This window comes from Achromobacter sp. NFACC18-2 (assembly GCF_900108985.1).
Lineage (GTDB): Bacteria > Pseudomonadota > Gammaproteobacteria > Burkholderiales > Burkholderiaceae_B > Achromobacter.
In genome coordinates this window covers 226,737-245,490 of record NZ_FNYM01000003.1, presented here as the reverse complement: position 1 = coordinate 245,490, position 18,754 = coordinate 226,737, and the positions used below count along the sequence as shown (strand labels likewise).

Below are 18,754 nucleotides of genomic sequence, written 5' to 3'. Positions count from 1 at the left end.
GACGCACACGGGAAACCCTCATGGAATTTAGCACACAGACCACTGCTTCCCTGCACCAGGTCAAAACCGCCGCCCTCGCCGTCGGCGTGTACGCGGACGGCGTGTTGAGCCCCGCAGCCGACATCATCGACCGCGCGTCCAACGGCGCCGTGCGTTCGGTCGTCAAGAGCGAATTCCGCGGCCGCACCGGCTCCACCCTGGTCCTGCGCAATCTGCCGGGCGTGGCCGCGCAGCGCGTGGTCCTGGTCGGTCTGGGCAAGCAGGAAGAATATTCGGCCCGCACGCATGCGTCGGCCGAACAGGCTTTCGCCGCCGCCTGCGTCGCGGCGCAGCTTGCCGAGGGCGTCTCCACCCTGGTCGCCAACCCCATCGCGGACGTCGAACTCATTGCGCGTGCGCGCAGCGCCGCCATTGCCGCGGGCAACGCCACCTACCACTACGACGCCAGCTTCGGCAAGCCCGACCGCGATGCGCGTCCCAAGCTCAAGAAGATCGTGCAGATCGTCGAACGCGCCGACGCGGCTCAGGTCCAGAAGGGCCTGCGCGAAGGCAGCGCCATCGCCAACGGCATGGACCTGACCCGTACGCTGGGCAACCTGCCGGGCAACATCTGCACCCCCACCTATCTGGGCGACACGGCCAAGCGCCTGGCGCGCGAATTCAAGTCGATCAAGGTCGAAGTGCTGGACCGCAAGCAAGTCGAGGCGCTGGGCATGGGCTCGTTCCTGTCGGTTGCGCGCGGCTCCGATGAAGCGCTGCGCTTCATCGTGCTGCGCCATGCCGGCGCCAAGGTTGTCAAGAAGGGCGCCAAGGCCGCGCAGGGTCCGATCGTGCTGGTCGGCAAGGGCATCACGTTCGATGCGGGCGGCATTTCGCTCAAGCCCGCGGTCACCATGGACGAAATGAAGTACGACATGTGCGGCGCCGCCAGCGTGCTCGGTTCATTCCGCGCCCTGGCCGAACTGGAGCTGCCCCTGGACGTCGTCGGCCTGATCCCCGCCTGCGAGAACCTGCCCAGCGGCAAGGCCAACAAGCCGGGCGACGTGGTCACCAGCATGGCTGGCCTCACCATCGAGATCCTGAACACCGACGCCGAAGGCCGCCTCGTCCTGTGCGACGCGCTGACCTACGCCGAACGCTTCAAGCCGTCGGCCGTGATCGACATCGCCACCCTGACCGGCGCCTGCGTCGTCGCGCTGGGCCACGTCAACACCGGGCTGTTCTCCAAGGACGACGCACTGGCGGACGCGCTGGCGGCGGCCGGCCGCCGTTCGCTGGACACCGCATGGCGCATGCCGATGGACGACGCCTACCAGGAACAGCTCAAGTCCAATTTCGCCGACCTCGCGAACATCGGCGGCCCCCCGGCCGGCGCCGTCACGGCGGCCTGCTTCCTGTCCCGCTTCGCCAAGGCCTACCCCTGGGCGCACCTGGACATCGCCGGGACCGCCTGGCGCGGCGGCAAGGACAAGGGCGCGACCGGACGCCCGGTGCCGCTGCTGATGCAGTACCTGCTGGACCAGGCTTGAAGCGCCAGACGCCGGAAGCCGCGTGATGCGCATCGATTTCGCCTTCGGCGCGCCCGACCGCCTGCGCATGGCCTGCCAGGTCGTGCGCAAGCGCGTCCTGGCGGGACAGCGGCTGGTGGTGTACTGTAAAGACGGCTCACGGCTGGCCGCGTTCGACCGGTTGCTCTGGGCATTCGACGACACGGCCTTCGTGCCGCACGTGCTGGCCAACGACCCGCTGGCCAGCGAAACCCCGGTGGTGCTCACCGCGGGCGACCCGCGCGAGGCCGCGCAGGCGGCCGGCCAGCCCGACCAGCCGCAGCCCTGGCTGCTGAACCTGGACGACGACTGCCCGCCCGGCTTCGACGCCTTCGACCGCCTGCTCGAAATCGTCTCGGACGATCCCGACGACCGGCAGGCGGCCCGCCAGCGCTGGCGGATTTACCAGACGGCCGGACACGCGCCCCAGAGCCACGACCTGAGCCGCAAGACCCCGGGCGCCTGACCGCCCCCGCCCATGGCGCGCCCCGGCGCCGCATCCACAAGCATTTCGGGAGTCCACATGCCCTCTCGCTCATCCGACCCCGGTATCCCCACCCTGACCCACCGGGCCGAGCCCTCCTTCCACGCCCCCGTCGTCGACGAGGCCAATGCGCCGCTGCTGACGGAGCTGGCCGACGAGGTCGGCCCCGTCTATGAGAACGACCCGTTTCCCGTGTTGACGGATGTGGCGGATGTGGCGGATGGGCCGGACCTGGGGCAGCCCGACGAACCGGCGCCGTCTGTTCCCGGCCTGACCGCCGCGCCCCTGCCGCAACGCGCGCCCGCCCTGGAACCGGCCGCGGCGCCGCCCGCGCCGGCCCTGCCCGAGGCCACCGTGCTGGCCGCGCGGCTGCAGGCCGAGGTGGAACAGCTCATGCGGCAAGCCCTGGCCGACGCCGTCACGCAACTGCAGGACCGCATGGACGCGGAATTGCCTGCTATCGTGTCCCGTGTGCTCAACGATGTGAGGCGCGGTTGAACCGCCCGCCTGCCCGTCCGGCAGCCCCCGGGTTCATTCTTCCTGCAACTGGATTCTTCAGGGAACTGTAAGGTATCCTTCGCATCTAAGCCTTCTAGGCAATCACCATATTTGCCGTAAACAGGAGTTCTCCATGAACGAATATCGTCCGTCCCCTTTTAACCGTTCCGGCTCGGTCGCCGGCGCGCCGGGCGAGGTCGCTCGCAACCAGGTCCTGCGCAACACGTACTGGCTCCTGGCCCTGTCGCTGATCCCCACGGTGCTGGGCGCGGCGGTCGGCCTCTACACCGGCATCAACCAGGTCATGGGCGCCAGCCCCGGCCTGTCGGCCATCGTTTTCCTGGTCGGCGCCTTTGGCCTGATGTTCGCCATCGAAAAGAACAAGAACAGCTCGCTGGGCGTGGTCCTGCTGCTGGCCTTCACGTTCTTCATGGGCGTCATGCTGTCGCGCCTGCTCGGCTTCGTGATGGGCATGAGCAACGGCTCGCAGCTCGTCATGACGGCGTTCGGCGGCACGGCGATCGTGTTCGGCACCATGGCCACCCTGGCCACGACCATCAAGCGCGATCTCTCGGGACTGCAGAAGTTCCTGTTCATCGGCGCCGTCGTGATCCTGGTGGCTGCGCTGGCCAACATCTTCCTGCAGCTGCCCGCCCTGATGCTGACCATCTCGGTGCTGGCCATCGTGATTTTCTCGGCGTTCATGCTGGTGGACCTGCAGCGCGTGGTCAACGGCGGCGAGACCAACTACGTCTCCGCCACCCTGGCCATCTACCTTGACGTCTACAACGTCTTTTCGAACCTGCTGATGCTGCTGGGCATCTTCGGCGGCAACCGCGAGTAACGCGCCGCCACCAGACCAGCACCCAAGGGGCCTGCATGTACATGTAGGCCCTTTTTCATTGGCCCTTCCCCTTGATTTCCCGTCAGACGGAGCCACGCCATGCCCGACCGCCGCCGCTTCCTCCAGTCCGCCGCCAGCGCCGCCCTCTTCGGAACCGCGTGGCCGGCATGGGCAGCCAGTTCCGGGCAGGCCATGCTCAAGCGCGCAATCCCCTCGTCGGGCGAAACCTTGCCGGTCGTCGGGCTGGGCACCGCGGACACCTTCAACGTGGCCCCCGACGACGCCGCGGCCATGGCGCCCCTGGCCCAGGTGCTTGAAACGCTGCTCAAGGCCGGCGGCACGCTGATCGACACCGCCCCGAGCTATGGCCAGGCCGAGGCCGTGACCGGGGCGCTGCTGGCCCGCGAGAGCGGCCTGCGCAAGCGGGTGTTCCTGGCCACCAAGATCAGCACGCGCGGGCACGAATCGGCCATGCGCCAGGTGCGCCAGTCGCAGCAGGCCCTGGGCAGCGACAAGCTGGATCTGATACAGGTCCACAACCTCATCGACACGCGCAATCAACTCGCCCTGCTGCGCGAGCTGAAGCAACAGGGGGTGACGCGTTACATCGGCATCACCCACTACACCGACCACGCCCACGACGACCTGACCGAACTGGTCGAACGGGAAAAGCCCGATTTCGTGCAGGTGAACCTGTCGATCGCCTCGCGCAGCGCCGAAAAGCGCCTGCTGCCCGCCTGCCAGGCGAACGGCGTCGCGGTGCTCATCAACCGGCCGTTCGAGGACGGGGCGCTGTTCCGGCAGGTCAAGGGCGTGGCGCTGCCCAAGCTGGCGGCCGAGATCGATTGCACGTCCTGGGCGCAGATCTTCCTGAAGTTCATCATCGGCCACCCCGCCGTCACGGCCGTCATCCCCGCCACCTCCAAGCCCGTGAACATGGCCGACAACGCGCGCGCCGGGTTCGGCCCCCAGCCCGACGCAGCCCTGCGCGACCGCATCGCCGCGCTGCTCGCCTGACGCCATGGCGGTCATTCCCACGCCGTGGCGCGCGCGCGCCGCCCGTGCCCTGGGCATCCACGAAGACGAACTCGCGCCCGCCGCCTGCGGCTTCGCGTTTTTCTTTTTTCTCTTCTGCGGCTACTTCATGCTGCGGCCGATCCGCGAGACCATGGGCATCCAGGCGGGCGTGAACCAGCTGCAATGGTTGTTCACCGCCACCTTTCTTGCCACGCTGGCCGTGGTGCCGTGCTTTGGCTGGATTTCCACCCGCGTGCCGCGGGCCACGCTGGTGACCTGGGTCTACTCCCTCTTCGCGCTGACCATGGCGGGCTTTGCAGCCCTGCTGCACCTGCAGCCCGGCAGCGTCTGGGCGGCGCGCGCGTTCTACGTCTGGCTGTCGGTCTTCAATCTGTTTGTCGTCTCCATCGCCTGGAGCCTCATGGCCGACGTCTTCCGCATGGAGTCGGCCAAACGGCTGTTCGCGCTGATCGCCGCCGGCGCCAGCGCGGGCGGCCTCTGCGGCCCGTTGCTGGGCGCCCTGCTGGCGGGCAGCCTGGGGCCGCCGGGCCTGCTGCTGTTGTCGGCCCTGCTGCTGACGGCCACGCTGCCGCTCAAGCAGTGGCTGCTGGGCTGGCGCGCGGCCTCACGGCCCGACACCGGCCTGCGGGACATGCGGCATCCCATCGAAGGCACCATCCTGGCGGGGCTGGGGCGCATCTTCCAGTCGCGCTATCTGCTGGGCATCTCGCTGCTGGTCGTGCTGCTGGCGACGTTGAACACCTTCCTCTACATGGAGCAGGCGCGGCTGGTGGCCGATGCGTTTCCCGACACGGCCCAGCGCATCCGCGTTTTCAGCGCGCTGGATTTCACGGTGCAGACGCTGGCGCTGCTGTCGCAGGTCTTCATCACCGGCCGGGTGGCCGCCCGCCTGGGCCTGCGCTTTCTGCTGACCGCGGTGCCGCTTGCCGTGGCGATCGCCTTCCTGGCGCTCGCCGCCTATCCAGTGTTCGGCGTGCTGGCGGGCGCCATGATCCTGCGCCGCGCGGGCGAATATGCGCTGATCCGTCCCGGACGGGAAATGCTGTTCACGGCGGTCACGCCCGAGGACAAGTACAAGACCAAGAATGTCATCGACACCGTGGTCTACCGCGGCGGCGATGCCGCCAGCGGCTGGGTCAAGACCGGCATCGACATGCTGGGCTATGGTGCGGCGCTGATTGCACTATTGGGCGCCGCGGTGGCGCTGGGCGCGGCCGCCGTCGGCTACGGGCTGGGCAAGCGGGCCGACCGGCGCGACGGCGACATCAGTTAGTTTCTTTGCGCGACCATCTCATTGAAGCAAACATATTGACGCGCCGGCCGCCGCGCTCAGATGCGCTGCAGGTCGAGCAGCACCCGGCGCGTGGACAGGGGACGGCCGGCCAGGATCTCGGCCAGGCGCGCGCGCAGGTCGCTGCGCAGCGCGGGTTCGATCGCCGGATCATCGAAGTCCGGCGGCGGCTCGTCAACGCCGTAGCCGGTCTCGCGCAGCAGGGTCCATTCAAAGCGGCGCAGCGCACCGGCCGCGCGCGTGCCGGCGGACAATTGCTGCAAGGCCATGTCGTACGCGTCGAACAGCAGCGGATGCGCGTCCTCGCGCGGCAAGAGACGCAGCAGCAGTTCGTTCATGTACCAGGCCGACATCAGCGCGGCGCCGACTAGCGGCCGGATGCCGGCGATCTCGGCGCGCGTCAGCGTCTTGACTTCGCCGTTGCCCGTCCAGGACAACAGCAGCGGCTGAAAAGCCGACAGGACGGGACGAAGCACGGAATAAGGGCGCTTGGCGCCCTTGGCGACCATGGCCACGCAGCCGTGATCGCGCGAGAAGGTTTGGACAATCAGTGAGGTTTCACGCCACGCCGTGGCATGGAGCATGAACCCCGGTCGATCCTGGACGCGTGGCGCCCTTCTACTCATATCCCAGGTCGCGCAGCGCACCCTCGCGGTCGGACCAGCCCTTGCGCACCTTGATGTAAACCTCCAGGTGCACCGGCTTGTCCAGCAGCTTGGCAATGTCCTGCCGCGCCTCCGTGGCAATCCGCTTCATGTGCATGCCGCCCGCGCCCAGGAGGATGGGCTTGTGGCTGTCGCGCTCGACGACGACGCAGGCATTGATGGTGGCGCCCTTGGCGGTCTCTTCCCACTGCTCGATGACGACCGTGCAGCCGTAAGGCAGTTCGTCGCCCACCAGGCGGAAGATCTTCTCGCGCACCAGTTCGGCGGCGATGAAGCGCATGGGCCGGTCCGTCAGCGTGTCTTCTTCGAACATCGGCTCGCCTTCCGGCAGACGCGATGCGATCTCGTCGAGCAGTTGGTCCAGTTGCTGGTTCTTGGTGGCGCTGACCGGCACCACGGCGCCGAACGGATGCAGCGCCATGATCTTGGAGACGAACGCAAACAGGTCGTCGCGGTTCTTCAGCGCGTCGATCTTGGAAACCACCAGGATGGTGCGCTCGGGGCTGGGCAACAGCGGCAGCAGCTTGGCGTCGCCCTCGGACCATTTGCCGGCCTCGACGACGTGCACCACCACGTCCACGTCGGCCAGCGCCTGCGTCACGACGCGGTTCATCATGCGGTTCATCGCGCCGCCGTGGCGCGTCTGGAAACCCGGGGTGTCGACGAACACGAACTGTTCGTGCTCGCGGGTCAGCACACCGTGGATACGATGGCGCGTGGTCTGCGCCTTGCGCGACACGATGGAGATCTTGGAACCGATCAGGGCGTTCGTGAGCGTGGACTTGCCCACATTGGGGCGGCCGACGATGGCAACGAAGCCGGTACGAAAAGGGGTATCGCTCATTTAGTCTCTTGAGCCACTGCCACAGGCAGCGACAATTGCGCGGTTTTGCGCGCCTTGCCCGACTTGCGGGCAGCCTTGGTGGCCGGGCTGATGGCCAACGCGGCCTCCAGCGCCAGCTTGGCCGCCGATTGCTCGGCGGCGCGGCGGCTGGCGCCGGGCGCCATCACCTTGATATCGAGCGCCGGAATGGCGCATTCGACTTCGAACTGCTGGCTGTGGGCCGCGCCATGCGTGGCCACCACCGTGTACAGCGGCAGGGCCAGCTTGCGGCCCTGCAGGAATTCCTGCAGCAGGGTCTTGGCGTCCTTGCCCAGGGTCTTGGGATCCACGGACGCCAGCACGGGCTGGTACTGCCGCACGATGACGCGGCGCGCCGCGTCGAAGCCCGCATCCAGGAAGACCGCGCCGAAGATGGCTTCGACGGTGTCAGCCAGGATGGACGGCCGACGGAATCCGCCGCTCTTGAGCTCGCCCTCGCCCAGGCGCAGATATTGCGACAGTTCCAGCCGCTGGGCGATATCCGCCAGCGACGCCTGCTTGACCAGATTGGCCCGCAGGCGCGACAGATCGCCTTCGTCGATCTTGGCGTAGCGTTCAAACAGCATCGCCGCCACGACGAAGTTCAGCACGGAATCCCCAAGGAATTCCAAGCGCTCGTTATGGCGCGCGCCATGGCTGCGATGCGTGAGCGCCTGTTCAAGCAGGGCCTGATCACCGAAGTGGTAATCCAGGCGGTTTTCCAGCGTGGCTAGCGACATAATCAGTTGAATCGGCCGATGCGGCTGAGATCGCTGAAGTTCATCCAGATGAAGAAAGCGCGGCCGACGATATTGGCTTCCGGAACGAAGCCCCAGTACCGGCTGTCTGCGCTGTTGTCCCGATTATCGCCCATGGCGAAATAATTCCCTTCGGGTACCTTGCAGCGTACCCCATTGCGGCTGTATTGGCAGTTTTGGCGGTTGGGAAATTGCCACATGGGTGAATAATCTTGCTGTTTGTTCTCATCCAGCAGGATCTTGTGCTCAACGTCGCCCAATTTCTCTTTATATTGCGCGATATACGAAACCCGGTCCGGTTCGAAGTAATCGCCATCGCGGACATGCGGCACCAATTGGCCGTTCACGTAGAGCTTTTTGTCCAGGTAGGCGATTTCGTCGCCCGGCAGGCCGACCACGCGCTTGATGTAGTCCACGTCCGGATCAACAGGATAGCGGAACACGAAGACATCGCCACGCTGCGGCGTGCCGACGGGAATGACCTTCTTGTCGATCACCGGCAGACGCAGCCCATAGCTGAACTTGTTCACGAGGATCAGGTCGCCCGATTGCAGCGTGGGCAGCATCGATCCTGACGGAATGCGGAAGGGCTCGACCACGAACGAGCGCAGCATGAACACGAACAGGATGACGGGAAAGAAGCTGACGGCGTATTCGATCCACCAGGGCACGCGACGCGCGGCATCGCCGGCTTCGCGCCGCAGGCGCTCGGCTTCCTGGGCGTCGCCGACCAGGGCCGCGTCGTACTGCGCCATTGCCGCTTGAGCGCGGCGCTCGCGCCCCTTGCGCAGCACCGCCAGATCGAGCACCCAGATTACGCCGGTAAGGACCAGCAGAATAAAAAGGATCAGGGCAAAGTTCCAACTCATCAGCTACTCGCCTTTTTGGGTTCTATTTGTCTTCCACTTGCAGGATGGCGAGGAACGCCTCCTGCGGAATTTCCACGCTGCCCACCTGCTTCATGCGCTTCTTGCCGGCTTTCTGCTTTTCCAGCAGCTTCTTCTTGCGCGAGATGTCGCCGCCATAGCACTTGGCCAGCACGTTCTTGCGCAGCGCCTTCACGTTTTCGCGCGCGATGATCTCCGCGCCGATGGCCGCCTGGATGACGACGTCGAACATCTGGCGCGGAATCAGGCCACGCATGCGGGTCACAACGTCGCGCGCGCGATGGCGCGCGTTGCTGCGGTGGACGATCACGGCCAGGGCATCCACGCGGTCGTTGTTGATGAGCAGGTCCACCCGCACCACGTCCGCGGAACGGTACTCCAGGAACTCGTAGTCCATGGAGGCATAGCCGCGCGACACCGACTTCAGCTTGTCGAAGAAGTCCAGCACGATCTCGGCCAGCGGGATCTCGTACACCAGATGGACCTGGCGGCCGTGGTAGCTCATGTTGACCTGCACGCCGCGCTTGTTGTTGCACAGCGTCATGACCGGACCCACGTAGTCCTGCGGCATGAACAGCGTGACCTTCACGATGGGCTCGCGGATGTCCTGGATCTTGCCGATCTCGGGCATGCGGGACGGGCTTTCCACGGTGATCACCGTGCCATCGCGCTGCTCGACCTCGTACACCACCGACGGCGCGGTGGTGATGATATCCATGTCGAACTCGCGCTCCAGGCGCTCCTGCACGATTTCCATGTGCAAGAGACCCAGGAAGCCGCAGCGGAAACCGAAGCCCAGCGCCTGCGAGACTTCGGGCTCGAACATCAGCGCGGCGTCGTTCAGCTTCAGCTTTTCGAGCGAATCGCGCAGTTGGTCGTATTCGGAGCTTTCGACCGGATACAGGCCCGCGAACACCTGCGGCTTGACTTCCTTGAAGCCGGGCAGCGGGCTCGCGGCGGGCTTGTTGGCCAGCGTGACGGTGTCGCCGACCTTGGCGTCTTCAAGCTGCTTGATGCCGGCGATGATGAAACCGACCTCGCCCGCGGACAGATGCGGGCGCTGCTGCGACTTCGGCGTGAACACGCCGGTCTGCTCGCACAGGTGGGTGGCGCCGGACGCCATCAGCAGGATCTTGTCCTTGGGCTTGAGCACGCCATTGACGATGCGCACCAGCATCACCACGCCCACGTAGTTGTCGAACCACGAGTCGATGATCAGGGCCTGCAGCGGCGCGTCCGGATCGCCCTTGGGCGGCGGGACCTGCGCCACGATGGTCTCGAGGATCTCGTCGATGCCCATGCCGGTCTTGGCGCTGGCCAGCACGGCGTTCGAGGCGTCGATGCCGATCACGTCCTCGACTTCCTGGCGGGCGCCTTCGGGATCGGCCTGCGGCAGGTCCATCTTGTTCAGCACAGGCACCACTTCCACGCCCAACTCGATGGCGGTATAGCAGTTGGCCACCGTCTGCGCTTCCACGCCCTGGGAAGCGTCCACCACCAGCAGCGCGCCTTCGCAGGCGGACAGGGAACGGCTGACCTCATACGAGAAGTCCACGTGCCCCGGGGTGTCGATCAGGTTCAGGTTGTAGACCTTGCCGTCCTGCGCCTTGTAATGCAGGGCTGCCGTCTGGGCCTTGATGGTGATGCCGCGCTCGCGCTCGATTTCCATGGAATCGAGGACCTGCGCCGACATTTCGCGATCCGCCAGTCCGCCGCAGCGCTGGATCAGGCGATCGGCCAGGGTCGACTTGCCGTGATCGATGTGGGCAATGATGGAAAAGTTGCGGATATGCTGCATGCTTGAATTTATAAGGGACGGAACAGACGGCATACTGCCGGGAGACACCGCCGCCGGAGTGTGCACGGCCGACGTGTGAGGCGCTGACGGGCTTTGCCCGGACAAAACTGAGGGGGCGTCAGGCGCCCCCTCTTGCGGCAACCAGCCATTTTAGCCGGTCTTGAGCCATTTTTTTTGCCCAAGGCGCGCCCCCGGGACAAAAAGCGCCCTGGGGTGCGGGCGTCCGGCGGGCTCCGGCCGGATCGCCTGCCCGGCTGCGGCGCCGCAGGGACGCCGGCCGGTCCGGGCCGCCATCACTTGGAGGCCGGCACCGCCACCCACTGCGTCTGGTCACCGCGGCGCACCAGCAGGCCGGTCGCGCGGCCCTTGTCCAGCTTGGCGACCAACTCGCCGAACTGCTTGGCGCCGGTGACGTCGGTGTCGTTCAGGGCCAACACAATGTCGCCGTCCTGCAGGCCCGCCTTTGCGGCCGCGCCCTCGGCCACCTTCACCTGGACGCCGCCCTTGATGCGCAGCTTCTTCTGGACGTCGGCGGGCACGTCGACCACGCTCAGCCCCAGCGCATTGGTGACCTCGGGTTCCGGGGCCGCCTTCTTGCCGGCGGCAGCCGTCTTCTCGGAGGGGATCTCACCCACCTTGACCGACAGCGTCAGGCTCTTGCCCTTGCGCCACACTTCCATGTCGGCGCGCGTACCCGGCTTGGTCTCGCCCACGATGCGCGGCAGATCGGACCAACGCTTGATCGGTTCCTTGTTGAACTTCAGGATCACATCGCCCGGTTGCACGCCCGCCTGCTCGGCAGGTCCTTCGGCTTCGACGCTGCTGACCAGTGCACCTTCGGCCTTGGGCAGGCCGATGGCCTCGGCCACGTCCTTGCCGACTTCGCCGATCTGCACCCCGACCCGGCCGCGCGTCACCTTGCCCGTCGTGCGCAGTTGGTCCACCACGCGCATGGCTTCGTCGATCGGGATCGCCAGCGAAATGCCCATGAAGCCGCCGCTGCGCGAGATGATCTGGGAATTGATGCCCACGACCTCGCCGTCCAGGTTGATCAGCGGACCACCCGAATTGCCGGGATTGACCGCGACGTCCGTCTGGATGAACGGCAGGTACTCGCCGGTATCGCGGCCGATGGCGCTGACAATGCCGGAGGTGACCGTGGAATCCAGGCCAAACGGCGAGCCGATCGCCAGCACCCACTGGCCCTTCTTCAATTTCTTCGGATCGCCGACCACCAGGGGCGTCATGTCCTTGGCTTCGATCTTGATGAGCGCCACGTCGGTGCGCTCGTCGGTGCCGATGACCTTGGCCTTGAACTCGCGTCCGTCGGTCAGCGTTACGTAGATGTCCGTCGCGTCGACCACCACGTGGTTGTTCGTCAGGATGAAGCCGTCGGCCGTAATGAAGAAGCCCGAACCGACGCCTCGCGGCACGGTGCGCTCTTCGGGCGGCGTCGGCTGGGGACGCTGGCGCGGATTAGGCGAAGGCTGGCCCGGCGGCTGGAATTCGGGGCCGAAGAACCAGCGGAACAGCTCGTAGGGGTCGGTGCCGCCGGGGCCGCCGCCGCCGCGCACGGGCACGGTCGCCGTGGTGCGGATGTTGACGACGGCCGGGTCGGCCTTTTCAACGATGGTCGTGAAGTCGGGCAGCCCGACGGCGGCAGGCGCGGTCTGCGCCGCCGTCACGGGCACGTAGGCGGTGGACAACACAGCCCCCGCCGCGACAGCCGCCAGAAAGCGCCGGAAAAAAGCGTTCGAGACCGTCATTGCTTTCATATGTCACTCCGAAATTGCTGCTTGCGGACAGGCGGGAACTACTTGGCCCCGCCCTCCGCCGGTGCGGCTGCCGCGGGTGCGGGAGGCACGTACTCAGTGGCTTGCGCGAGCTGCTCCAGCGTGGCCGCGGGCACTTCGCCCACTGCGGTCAGCCAGAAGTCCGCGATGCGCGTGCCATAGACGTTGATCGCGCCGCGCTGGGCCGCGCCGTGCGGCGGCTGGTGGTCGCGCTGGCTGTCATAGGGCTCGATGAACACGGAGATCGCCGCCAGGCCGTCGGACAGCACCATCTGGCTGACCGGCGAACCGCGTTTCATGGCGCGCGAGACCTGCATGATGGGCTTGAAACCCTTGGGGGCCGGAATGCGCCACCCCTGGGCTGCGAGGTCCACGTTCTTCATGGCGGCCTCAAGGACCTTCCAGTCGCGGGTGTTCCAGTGCGAGGACAACGCTTGCGGATCCACGTCGGAACCCAGCCGCAGCGAGGAGAACGACACCTGCTCGACCACGCCGCGCGCGGCGTTCAGGGTCTGGGCCTTGAGCAGCAGGTTGGTTTCGACGTCCGCGCACAGACGATAGCCATAGCGCAGCTTGTCCAGCGGTTCAATGGTGATGAGCCGGCATTCGCGGCCCGCGACGCGGTGCAGCGCGGATTCGGCGCGGATCTTGTAGTGTTCGGACAGATGGGCCGAATCGCCCAGCAGCAGGCCCGGGAAACGATCGCCTCGGCGACGCTCGAGCAGCACGGTCTTGCGCTCGGGGATCAGGCACTGCACGTCCTCGTTGTGACGCAGGTATTCGCGCGGCTGGCCGTCGAGGATCTCCAGGCGTTCGCGCTCGCCGGTGCCATCGACCACATGAACCAGCCGCGAAGACTGGATCATGTCTCCCTGCTGATACATGAAGACGCCGGCGTAGTCCTGCTTGCGGGCGGCTTGTTGAATGCGCGTGAGCAACTGCACGATGTCTTCGGCCTGACCGGCGGCAGGCGCGTCGGCGGCGGACGCGGGACCATGCGCGGCCAGAAAGGCAGTCAGGAGCGTGGCGGCGAACCAGCCGGCGCGGTGAGCCTGCCACGAGGCAGCACGTCCCAACACCGGCCAGCGTGACGGAAGCACAAGCGCCATCAACGTCCCGCTCCGACTTCGAACGACACCTGCCGCACCGCACTGGGGCCGGCCATCTGGCGATGGGCCTCCAGGTAGTCGCGCAGGCCCGAATCGTCGGACGCCGAGGCCGAGGCCGACAGGCTGGCATCGGCCAGCACACGGACTTCAGTGGCCGGCGTGCCGGTCACGTACGGCTGCGCCACCCAGGCGACCGTGGCCACGGCCGCAGCCACGGCCAGGCCGGAAAGGCCCATGCGCAAAGGCGAGCGGCGCCGGGGCGCCGCTACGATAGGCAATTCCGCGTCCAGCGCCCGTGCCAGACGGGCCTGGAAGGCCGCGCTCGGCGTCAGCGCCAGATCGGCATTGCGCAGGGAATCACCAATCAGATGATAGGTGTCCCAGGTCTGACGTCCCTCTTTGGACAACAGACTGGGAAAGATATCGTCGGAATCCTCTCCGTCCATCCAGGCGGAGACCGATTCCTCCCAGGAGGACTCGGCGATCTCAACGGATTTGGCTGCTGTTTGCATGACTGCCACTCCTTACCAGCGACGCTCGACATCGGTGTCGAGCAGTGGACGCAACTTGGTGGCGATGGCTTCGCGCGCACGAAAAATGCGGGAGCGCACCGTACCGATCGGGCAATCCATGCTCTGGGCGATGTCTTCGTAACTCATACCTTCGATTTCACGCAGGACAATTGCGGTGCGCAATTCTTCAGGCAATTCCTCAATGGCCGCGTTCACCGTCTCGGCGATTTCGCGGCTGGCAACCATGGATTCCGGCGTGCTTATATCCGTTAGGTTGTCGGTTTCGTTAAAAGTTTCACCGTCTTCCGTTTCAATCGCGTTGGGCGCGCTGGGCCGTCGCCCCTGCGAGGCGAGCCAGTTCCGGGCCGTATTGATGGCGATCCGGTACAGCCAGGTGTAGAAGGCGCTTTCGCCCCGGAACTGGGGCAAGGCGCGATAGGCCTTGATGAAGGCCTCTTGCGCCACGTCTTCGATCTCGGCCGGATCGCGAATCATGCGGGCCAGCAGGCGCAGGATCTTGCGCTGGTACTTGAGCACCAGCAGGTCGAACGCCTTCTTGTCGCCCCGCTGGACGCGCTCGACGAGCTGGGCGTCGACTTCACGCTCGCTCATGAGGCCTCCTGCGGGCGGAGCGCCGGTCGTGCCTGCCGCGCGGCGCCCGCGAGCAGGCGCAGACGGCGCCAGGATTCCGGTCGCAGCGTCTGCCGCCAAACGGTAAGGGTGATTTTGCTAGTGGTAAAGGCCGTACTCCCGGTGGGCAAGGGCTGCAAGGTAAGCGTCAGCCACGCTGGACCCCGTTGCTGGTCGATCAGCAGCGCATCCTGCCAGCCTTGCGGCCGGCGCAACTGCCAACGGCCAGTCCCGGTCGCGGTACGTAGCGCCGTTACCGGGGACGGGGTCCTCCGGGCCGAGTGTAACAGCCCGGCCAGGAGGAGCGAAGACGCAAGCAGCGCGCCCACCTCCCAGCCATGGCCCTGCCAGGACGCGGCCGTCAGCATGCTGGCGGCCGCGGCGGTCAGCGCCAGCCCGAAGAGCGCAGCGACGCCCCTGGGCTGCGAGACAGGTACGCGGAACGACCAACGCCCCCCGACCGAGCCTTCCAAATCAGACCCGGCGAACGGCCATCGAGCCGTTGGTGCCGCCAAAACCGAACGAATTGGACAAGCCCACGTCGATCTTCATCTGCCGCGCTTCGTTCGCGCAGTAATCCAGATCGCATTCCGGATCCTGATTGAAGATGTTGATCGTCGGAGGCGAGACCTGGTTGTAGACGGCCAGGGTCGTGAACACGGCTTCGATGCCGCCGGCCGCGCCCAACAGGTGGCCGGTCATCGACTTGGTCGAGTTGACCACCAGTTTCTTGGCGTGGTCGCCGAACGCCAGCTTCAGCGCGTCGGTTTCGTTCTTGTCGCCCAGGGGCGTCGACGTGCCGTGCGCGTTGACGTACTGGACGTCTTCGGGATTCAGGCCGCCATTGCGCAGCGCGTTGATGACGCCGCGGCGCGGACCGTCCTTGTCCGGGGCGGTGATGTGGTGGGCATCGGAACTCATGCCGTAGCCAGCCAATTCACCGTAGATGCGAGCGCCGCGCTTCTTGGCGTGCTCGTATTCTTCCAGCACCAGGACGCCTGCGCCCTCGCCCAGCACGAAGCCGTCGCGATCGCGGTCCCAGGGACGCGACGCGGTCTGAGGATCATCGTTGCGGGTCGACAGCGCGCGCATCGCGGCAAAGCCGCCAATGCCCAGCGGCGACACGGTCGATTCAGCGCCGCCCGCCACCATGACATCGGCATCGCCGTATTCGATCAGACGCGCGGCGTCGCCAATGCAGTGCAGGCCTGTCGTGCACGCCGACACCACGGCGTAGCTGGGGCCCTTCATGCCATAGGCGATCGACAGATGGCCGGAAATCAGGTTGATCAGCGAACCCGGGACGAAGAACGGCGAAATCCGCCGCGGTCCCTTGGCCATGTATTCGACCTGGGTTTCTTCGATGCGCGGCAGGCCGCCGATGCCGGAACCCACGATCACGCCGATGCGCTCGGCATTCTCTTCGGTGACTTCCAGGCCGCAATCGCGCCATGCCTGCATTCCGGCAGCCAGGCCGTAATGGATGAACGTATCCATCTGGCGGGCTTCCTTGGCCGAAATATAGGTACTGATGTCGAAGTCTTTGACTTCGCCAGCAATGTGGGTGGTGATGGCCGAGGGATCGAAACGGGTGATGCGGCTGATGCCAGAACGTCCGTTGACGATATTGTCCCAAGCGGTGGTCAGATCGTTTCCTACGGGAGAAACGATACCCAGGCCGGTGATGACGACACGTCGCTTCACGGATGACTCCTCAAACAGACAAAAGAAAGGCGGTTTTCGGGATGCGCTGCGCGTGTGGACCACGGAAAAGCAAGTCGGGCACTACAACGCCCTTCCCGCCGGTGGACCACACGGCACTCCAGAAACCGCCCTGATTCCGGGTTGGCCGAGGTCATCTCGGGCAACCAGGACGATATAGGCTGAGCTTACTGCTTACCGTGCGAATTGATGTAGTCAATCGCTTGTTGCACGGTCGTGATCTTTTCGGCCTCTTCGTCGGGGATCTCGGTCTCGAATTCGTCTTCGAGAGCCATGACCAGTTCGACCATGTCGAGCGAATCGGCACCGAGGTCGTCAAGGAAGGAGGACTCGTTCTTGATCTCGGCTTCGTTGACGCCAAGTTGTTCAGCGACGATCTTCTTGACGCGCTGTTCGATGCTTTCCATGCAGATCTCCAATTGGGAAAAATCCCGCGAATTATAGCCAAGCGCGGAGTGATGCAACGCCTGACCGTGACAAAAATAACACCGCGCATGTGTTCTGTCGCCGAGAGCGGCGCAGGAAGACGCATGTACGGCGTTTCCGGAGAATCGCGCGGCGCCTGGCCGGTTGCCCCGCCGCGACGCGCGATTCGTGACTTATTGCATGTACATCCCGCCGTTGACGTGCAGGGTGGTGCCGGTAATGTAACCCGCCTGCGGCCCGGACAAAAAGGCCACGGCATGAGCAATATCAGACGGCGAACCCAGACGGCCCAGCGGAATCTGCTGCAGCAGCGCCGCAGTCTGGTTTTCGCCCAGTGCGCGCGTCATGTCCGTGTCGATGAAGCCCGGGGCCACGCAGTTCACGGTGATGTTGCGGCTGCCGAGCTCACGCGCCAGCGCGCGCGACATGCCCGCGACGCCGGCCTTGGCGGCCGCGTAATTGGCCTGGCCCGCATTGCCGCTGGAACCCACCACCGAGGTGACATTGATGATGCGTCCCCAACGGGCTTTCATCATGCTGCGCAACACCGCGCGCGACAGACGGAAGACCGAGGCCAGATTGGTGTCGATGACTGCGGACCAGTCGTCGTCCTTCATGCGCATCGCCAGCGTATCACGGGTGATTCCGGCGTTATTGACGAGGATGTGGGGACCGCCGCCTTCCTTGCCCAGCGCGTCGATCAACGCATCGCAGGCCGCGGCGTCGGTCACGTCGAGCACCACGCCCCGGCCGCCGAACGGCGCCAGCGCTTCCGTGATGCCGGCCGCGCCCGATTCGGACGTGGCGGTGCCGACGACCGTTGCGCCGCGCGCCGCCAGTTCAAGGGCGATGGCCCGGCCAATGCCGCGGGTGGCGCCGGTCACCAGCGCGATCTTGCCCTGCAATTCGGTCGAGGTATTGTCCATGTGTTCAGTTTCCGTTGACGGCGGCCAATGCCGCTTCCAGCGAAGCGGGATCGGTGATGGCCAGGCCGGTGAGTTCCGGGTCGATGCGCTTGGTCAGGCCGGCGAGCACCTTGCCCGGACCGCATTCGATGACGTGCGTGACGCCTTGCGCCTTCATGGCGCGCAGGGTTTCGACCCAGCGGACAGGATGCCATGCCTGGCGCACCAGCGCATCCCGGATTGCCCCGGGTTCGGTGGGCGACGCGACGTCGACGTTGTTGATGACCTGCACCTGCGGCGCATTCACCGTCACACCGGCAAGCGCGGCCGCCAGGACGTCCGCGGCCGGCTTGAGCAGGCTGGAGTGGAACGGCGCGGAAACCGGCAGCAGCAAGGCGCGCTTGGCGCCCGCGGCCTTGGCCAATTCGCAGGCGCGCTCGACGGCAGCCTTGGTCCCGGCAATGACGACCTGGGCCGGGGCATTGAAGTTCACGGCCTCGACCACGTCGTCCTGCGCGGCCTGGGCGCACGCGGCGCGCACGGCATCGTCGTCCAGCCCCAGGATCGCGGCCATGGCGCCCGTGCCGACGGGCACGGCGGCCTGCATGGCGTCGGCGCGCACACGAACCAGGCGCACGGCATCTTCCAGCGACAACGACCCCGCGGCGGTCAGCGCGGCGTATTCGCCCAGGCTGTGGCCCGCCACGACGTCAGGCTTGCGGCCACCCGCCGCGCACCAGGCGTTGTAGAACGCAACGCCGGCGGTCAGCATGGCCGGTTGGGTGTTGGTGGTCAGGTTGAGTTGATCCGCGGGACCCTGCGCGATCAGCGCGCCCAGGTCCTGTCCCAGGGCCTGCGAGGCCCGCGACACGGTGTCGGTGACCGCCGCCACGCCGGACCAGGCGTCCAGCATGCCGACAGCCTGCGAACCTTGGCCAGGAAAGACAAAAGCGATTTTCATGATTGAGCGTGTGGATTGATTCAG

Annotated in this window: 19 protein-coding genes; 6 read left to right on the top strand and 13 right to left on the bottom strand. The window is 66.0% G+C overall.

Annotated elements, in window-relative coordinates; all coding sequences use genetic code 11:
* Positions 1-20: 20 nt before the first annotated feature.
* The 6 genes from BMW75_RS06020 to BMW75_RS05995 all read left to right on the top strand — a co-directional run bounded on the left by BMW75_RS06020 (position 21) and on the right by BMW75_RS05995 (position 5,684).
* Complete coding sequence (locus tag BMW75_RS06020) at positions 21-1,529, top strand: leucyl aminopeptidase (protein WP_092577843.1); 1,509 nt, start codon at positions 21-23, stop codon at positions 1,527-1,529.
* 25 nt (positions 1,530-1,554) lie between these two features.
* Complete coding sequence (locus BMW75_RS06015; protein ID WP_371466708.1) at positions 1,555-2,013, top strand: DNA polymerase III subunit chi; 459 nt, start codon at positions 1,555-1,557, stop codon at positions 2,011-2,013.
* 57 nt (positions 2,014-2,070) lie between these two features.
* Positions 2,071-2,529 (top strand): hypothetical protein, encoded by a 459-nt coding sequence (locus BMW75_RS06010; RefSeq protein WP_092577839.1) that lies wholly within the window; start codon positions 2,071-2,073, stop codon positions 2,527-2,529.
* Between the two features lie 133 nt (positions 2,530-2,662).
* The gene (locus BMW75_RS06005; RefSeq protein ID WP_076519397.1) at positions 2,663-3,373 is read left to right on the top strand and encodes a Bax inhibitor-1/YccA family protein; all 711 of its coding nucleotides are present in this window, start codon (positions 2,663-2,665) and stop codon (positions 3,371-3,373) included.
* Positions 3,374-3,472: 99 nt separating this feature from the next.
* Positions 3,473-4,390, top strand: coding sequence for an aldo/keto reductase (locus tag BMW75_RS06000; RefSeq protein WP_092577837.1), 918 nt, complete (start codon positions 3,473-3,475; stop codon positions 4,388-4,390).
* A gap of 4 nt (positions 4,391-4,394) precedes the next feature.
* The gene (locus BMW75_RS05995; protein ID WP_092577835.1) at positions 4,395-5,684 is read left to right on the top strand and encodes an NTP/NDP exchange transporter; all 1,290 of its coding nucleotides are present in this window, start codon (positions 4,395-4,397) and stop codon (positions 5,682-5,684) included.
* A gap of 56 nt (positions 5,685-5,740) precedes the next feature.
* Here the strand turns inward: BMW75_RS05995 and recO are convergent, their stop codons facing one another.
* The 13 genes from recO to fabD form a co-directional block, all read right to left on the bottom strand.
* Positions 5,741-6,328, bottom strand: a complete 588-nt coding sequence (gene recO, locus BMW75_RS05990) for a DNA repair protein RecO (protein WP_092577834.1) — start codon at positions 6,326-6,328, stop codon at positions 5,741-5,743.
* On the bottom strand, positions 6,321-7,211 hold the full coding sequence (gene era / locus BMW75_RS05985; protein ID WP_076519393.1) for a GTPase Era: 891 nt from the start codon (positions 7,209-7,211) through the stop codon (positions 6,321-6,323). The genes recO and era overlap by 8 nt, the downstream gene beginning before the upstream one ends.
* Complete coding sequence (rnc, locus tag BMW75_RS05980) at positions 7,208-7,969, bottom strand: ribonuclease III (protein WP_076519392.1); 762 nt, start codon at positions 7,967-7,969, stop codon at positions 7,208-7,210. Before rnc ends, era begins: the two co-directional genes overlap by 4 nt.
* A 2-nt stretch (positions 7,970-7,971) precedes the next feature.
* Positions 7,972-8,856, bottom strand: coding sequence for a signal peptidase I (gene lepB, locus BMW75_RS05975; RefSeq protein ID WP_076519391.1), 885 nt, complete (start codon positions 8,854-8,856; stop codon positions 7,972-7,974).
* Between the two features lie 22 nt (positions 8,857-8,878).
* Positions 8,879-10,672 carry a translation elongation factor 4 gene (gene lepA, locus BMW75_RS05970; RefSeq protein WP_076519390.1) on the bottom strand — a complete coding sequence of 598 codons (1,794 nt, stop codon included), beginning with the start codon at positions 10,670-10,672 and terminating at the stop codon, positions 8,879-8,881.
* A 293-nt stretch (positions 10,673-10,965) separates the two neighbouring features.
* Positions 10,966-12,447: a DegQ family serine endoprotease gene (locus tag BMW75_RS05965; protein ID WP_092577832.1), complete on the bottom strand. Its 1,482-nt coding sequence runs from the start codon at positions 12,445-12,447 to the stop codon at positions 10,966-10,968.
* 38 nt (positions 12,448-12,485) lie between these two features.
* Entirely contained in the window at positions 12,486-13,574 is a 1,089-nt protein-coding gene (locus tag BMW75_RS05960) for a MucB/RseB C-terminal domain-containing protein (RefSeq protein ID WP_092577831.1), read from the bottom strand.
* Positions 13,574-14,086 (bottom strand): sigma-E factor negative regulatory protein, encoded by a 513-nt coding sequence (locus BMW75_RS05955; protein ID WP_092577830.1) that lies wholly within the window; start codon positions 14,084-14,086, stop codon positions 13,574-13,576. Before BMW75_RS05955 ends, BMW75_RS05960 begins: the two co-directional genes overlap by 1 nt.
* A gap of 12 nt (positions 14,087-14,098) precedes the next feature.
* Positions 14,099-14,698, bottom strand: a complete 600-nt coding sequence (gene rpoE, locus BMW75_RS05950; protein WP_076519386.1) for an RNA polymerase sigma factor RpoE — start codon at positions 14,696-14,698, stop codon at positions 14,099-14,101.
* Between the two features lie 492 nt (positions 14,699-15,190).
* Positions 15,191-16,420, bottom strand: a complete 1,230-nt coding sequence (gene fabF / locus BMW75_RS05940; protein ID WP_092577827.1) for a beta-ketoacyl-ACP synthase II — start codon at positions 16,418-16,420, stop codon at positions 15,191-15,193.
* 185 nt (positions 16,421-16,605) lie between these two features.
* On the bottom strand, positions 16,606-16,845 hold the full coding sequence (acpP, locus tag BMW75_RS05935; protein WP_003813816.1) for an acyl carrier protein: 240 nt from the start codon (positions 16,843-16,845) through the stop codon (positions 16,606-16,608).
* Positions 16,846-17,037: 192 nt separating this feature from the next.
* Positions 17,038-17,790, bottom strand: a complete 753-nt coding sequence (gene fabG, locus BMW75_RS05930; protein ID WP_076519383.1) for a 3-oxoacyl-ACP reductase FabG — start codon at positions 17,788-17,790, stop codon at positions 17,038-17,040.
* A gap of 4 nt (positions 17,791-17,794) precedes the next feature.
* Positions 17,795-18,730 carry an ACP S-malonyltransferase gene (gene fabD / locus BMW75_RS05925; protein ID WP_076519382.1) on the bottom strand — a complete coding sequence of 312 codons (936 nt, stop codon included), beginning with the start codon at positions 18,728-18,730 and terminating at the stop codon, positions 17,795-17,797.
* Between the last annotated feature and the right edge of the window lie 24 nt (positions 18,731-18,754).

Coding starts and splice junctions, on each gene's coding strand:
- BMW75_RS06020 (WP_092577843.1), top strand. CDS start 21: ATGGAATTTAGCACACAGACCACTGCTTCCCTGCACCAGGTCAAAACC.
- BMW75_RS06015 (WP_371466708.1), top strand. CDS start 1,555: ATGCGCATCGATTTCGCCTTCGGCGCGCCCGACCGCCTGCGCATGGCC.
- BMW75_RS06010 (WP_092577839.1), top strand. CDS start 2,071: ATGCCCTCTCGCTCATCCGACCCCGGTATCCCCACCCTGACCCACCGG.
- BMW75_RS06005 (WP_076519397.1), top strand. CDS start 2,663: ATGAACGAATATCGTCCGTCCCCTTTTAACCGTTCCGGCTCGGTCGCC.
- BMW75_RS06000 (WP_092577837.1), top strand. CDS start 3,473: ATGCCCGACCGCCGCCGCTTCCTCCAGTCCGCCGCCAGCGCCGCCCTC.
- BMW75_RS05995 (WP_092577835.1), top strand. CDS start 4,395: ATGGCGGTCATTCCCACGCCGTGGCGCGCGCGCGCCGCCCGTGCCCTG.
- recO (WP_092577834.1), bottom strand. CDS start 6,328: ATGAGTAGAAGGGCGCCACGCGTCCAGGATCGACCGGGGTTCATGCTC.
- era (WP_076519393.1), bottom strand. CDS start 7,211: ATGAGCGATACCCCTTTTCGTACCGGCTTCGTTGCCATCGTCGGCCGC.
- rnc (WP_076519392.1), bottom strand. CDS start 7,969: ATGTCGCTAGCCACGCTGGAAAACCGCCTGGATTACCACTTCGGTGAT.
- lepB (WP_076519391.1), bottom strand. CDS start 8,856: ATGAGTTGGAACTTTGCCCTGATCCTTTTTATTCTGCTGGTCCTTACC.
- lepA (WP_076519390.1), bottom strand. CDS start 10,672: ATGCAGCATATCCGCAACTTTTCCATCATTGCCCACATCGATCACGGC.
- BMW75_RS05965 (WP_092577832.1), bottom strand. CDS start 12,447: ATGAAAGCAATGACGGTCTCGAACGCTTTTTTCCGGCGCTTTCTGGCG.
- BMW75_RS05960 (WP_092577831.1), bottom strand. CDS start 13,574: ATGGCGCTTGTGCTTCCGTCACGCTGGCCGGTGTTGGGACGTGCTGCC.
- BMW75_RS05955 (WP_092577830.1), bottom strand. CDS start 14,086: ATGCAAACAGCAGCCAAATCCGTTGAGATCGCCGAGTCCTCCTGGGAG.
- rpoE (WP_076519386.1), bottom strand. CDS start 14,698: ATGAGCGAGCGTGAAGTCGACGCCCAGCTCGTCGAGCGCGTCCAGCGG.
- acpP (WP_003813816.1), bottom strand. CDS start 16,845: ATGGAAAGCATCGAACAGCGCGTCAAGAAGATCGTCGCTGAACAACTT.
- fabG (WP_076519383.1), bottom strand. CDS start 17,790: ATGGACAATACCTCGACCGAATTGCAGGGCAAGATCGCGCTGGTGACC.
- fabD (WP_076519382.1), bottom strand. CDS start 18,730: ATGAAAATCGCTTTTGTCTTTCCTGGCCAAGGTTCGCAGGCTGTCGGC.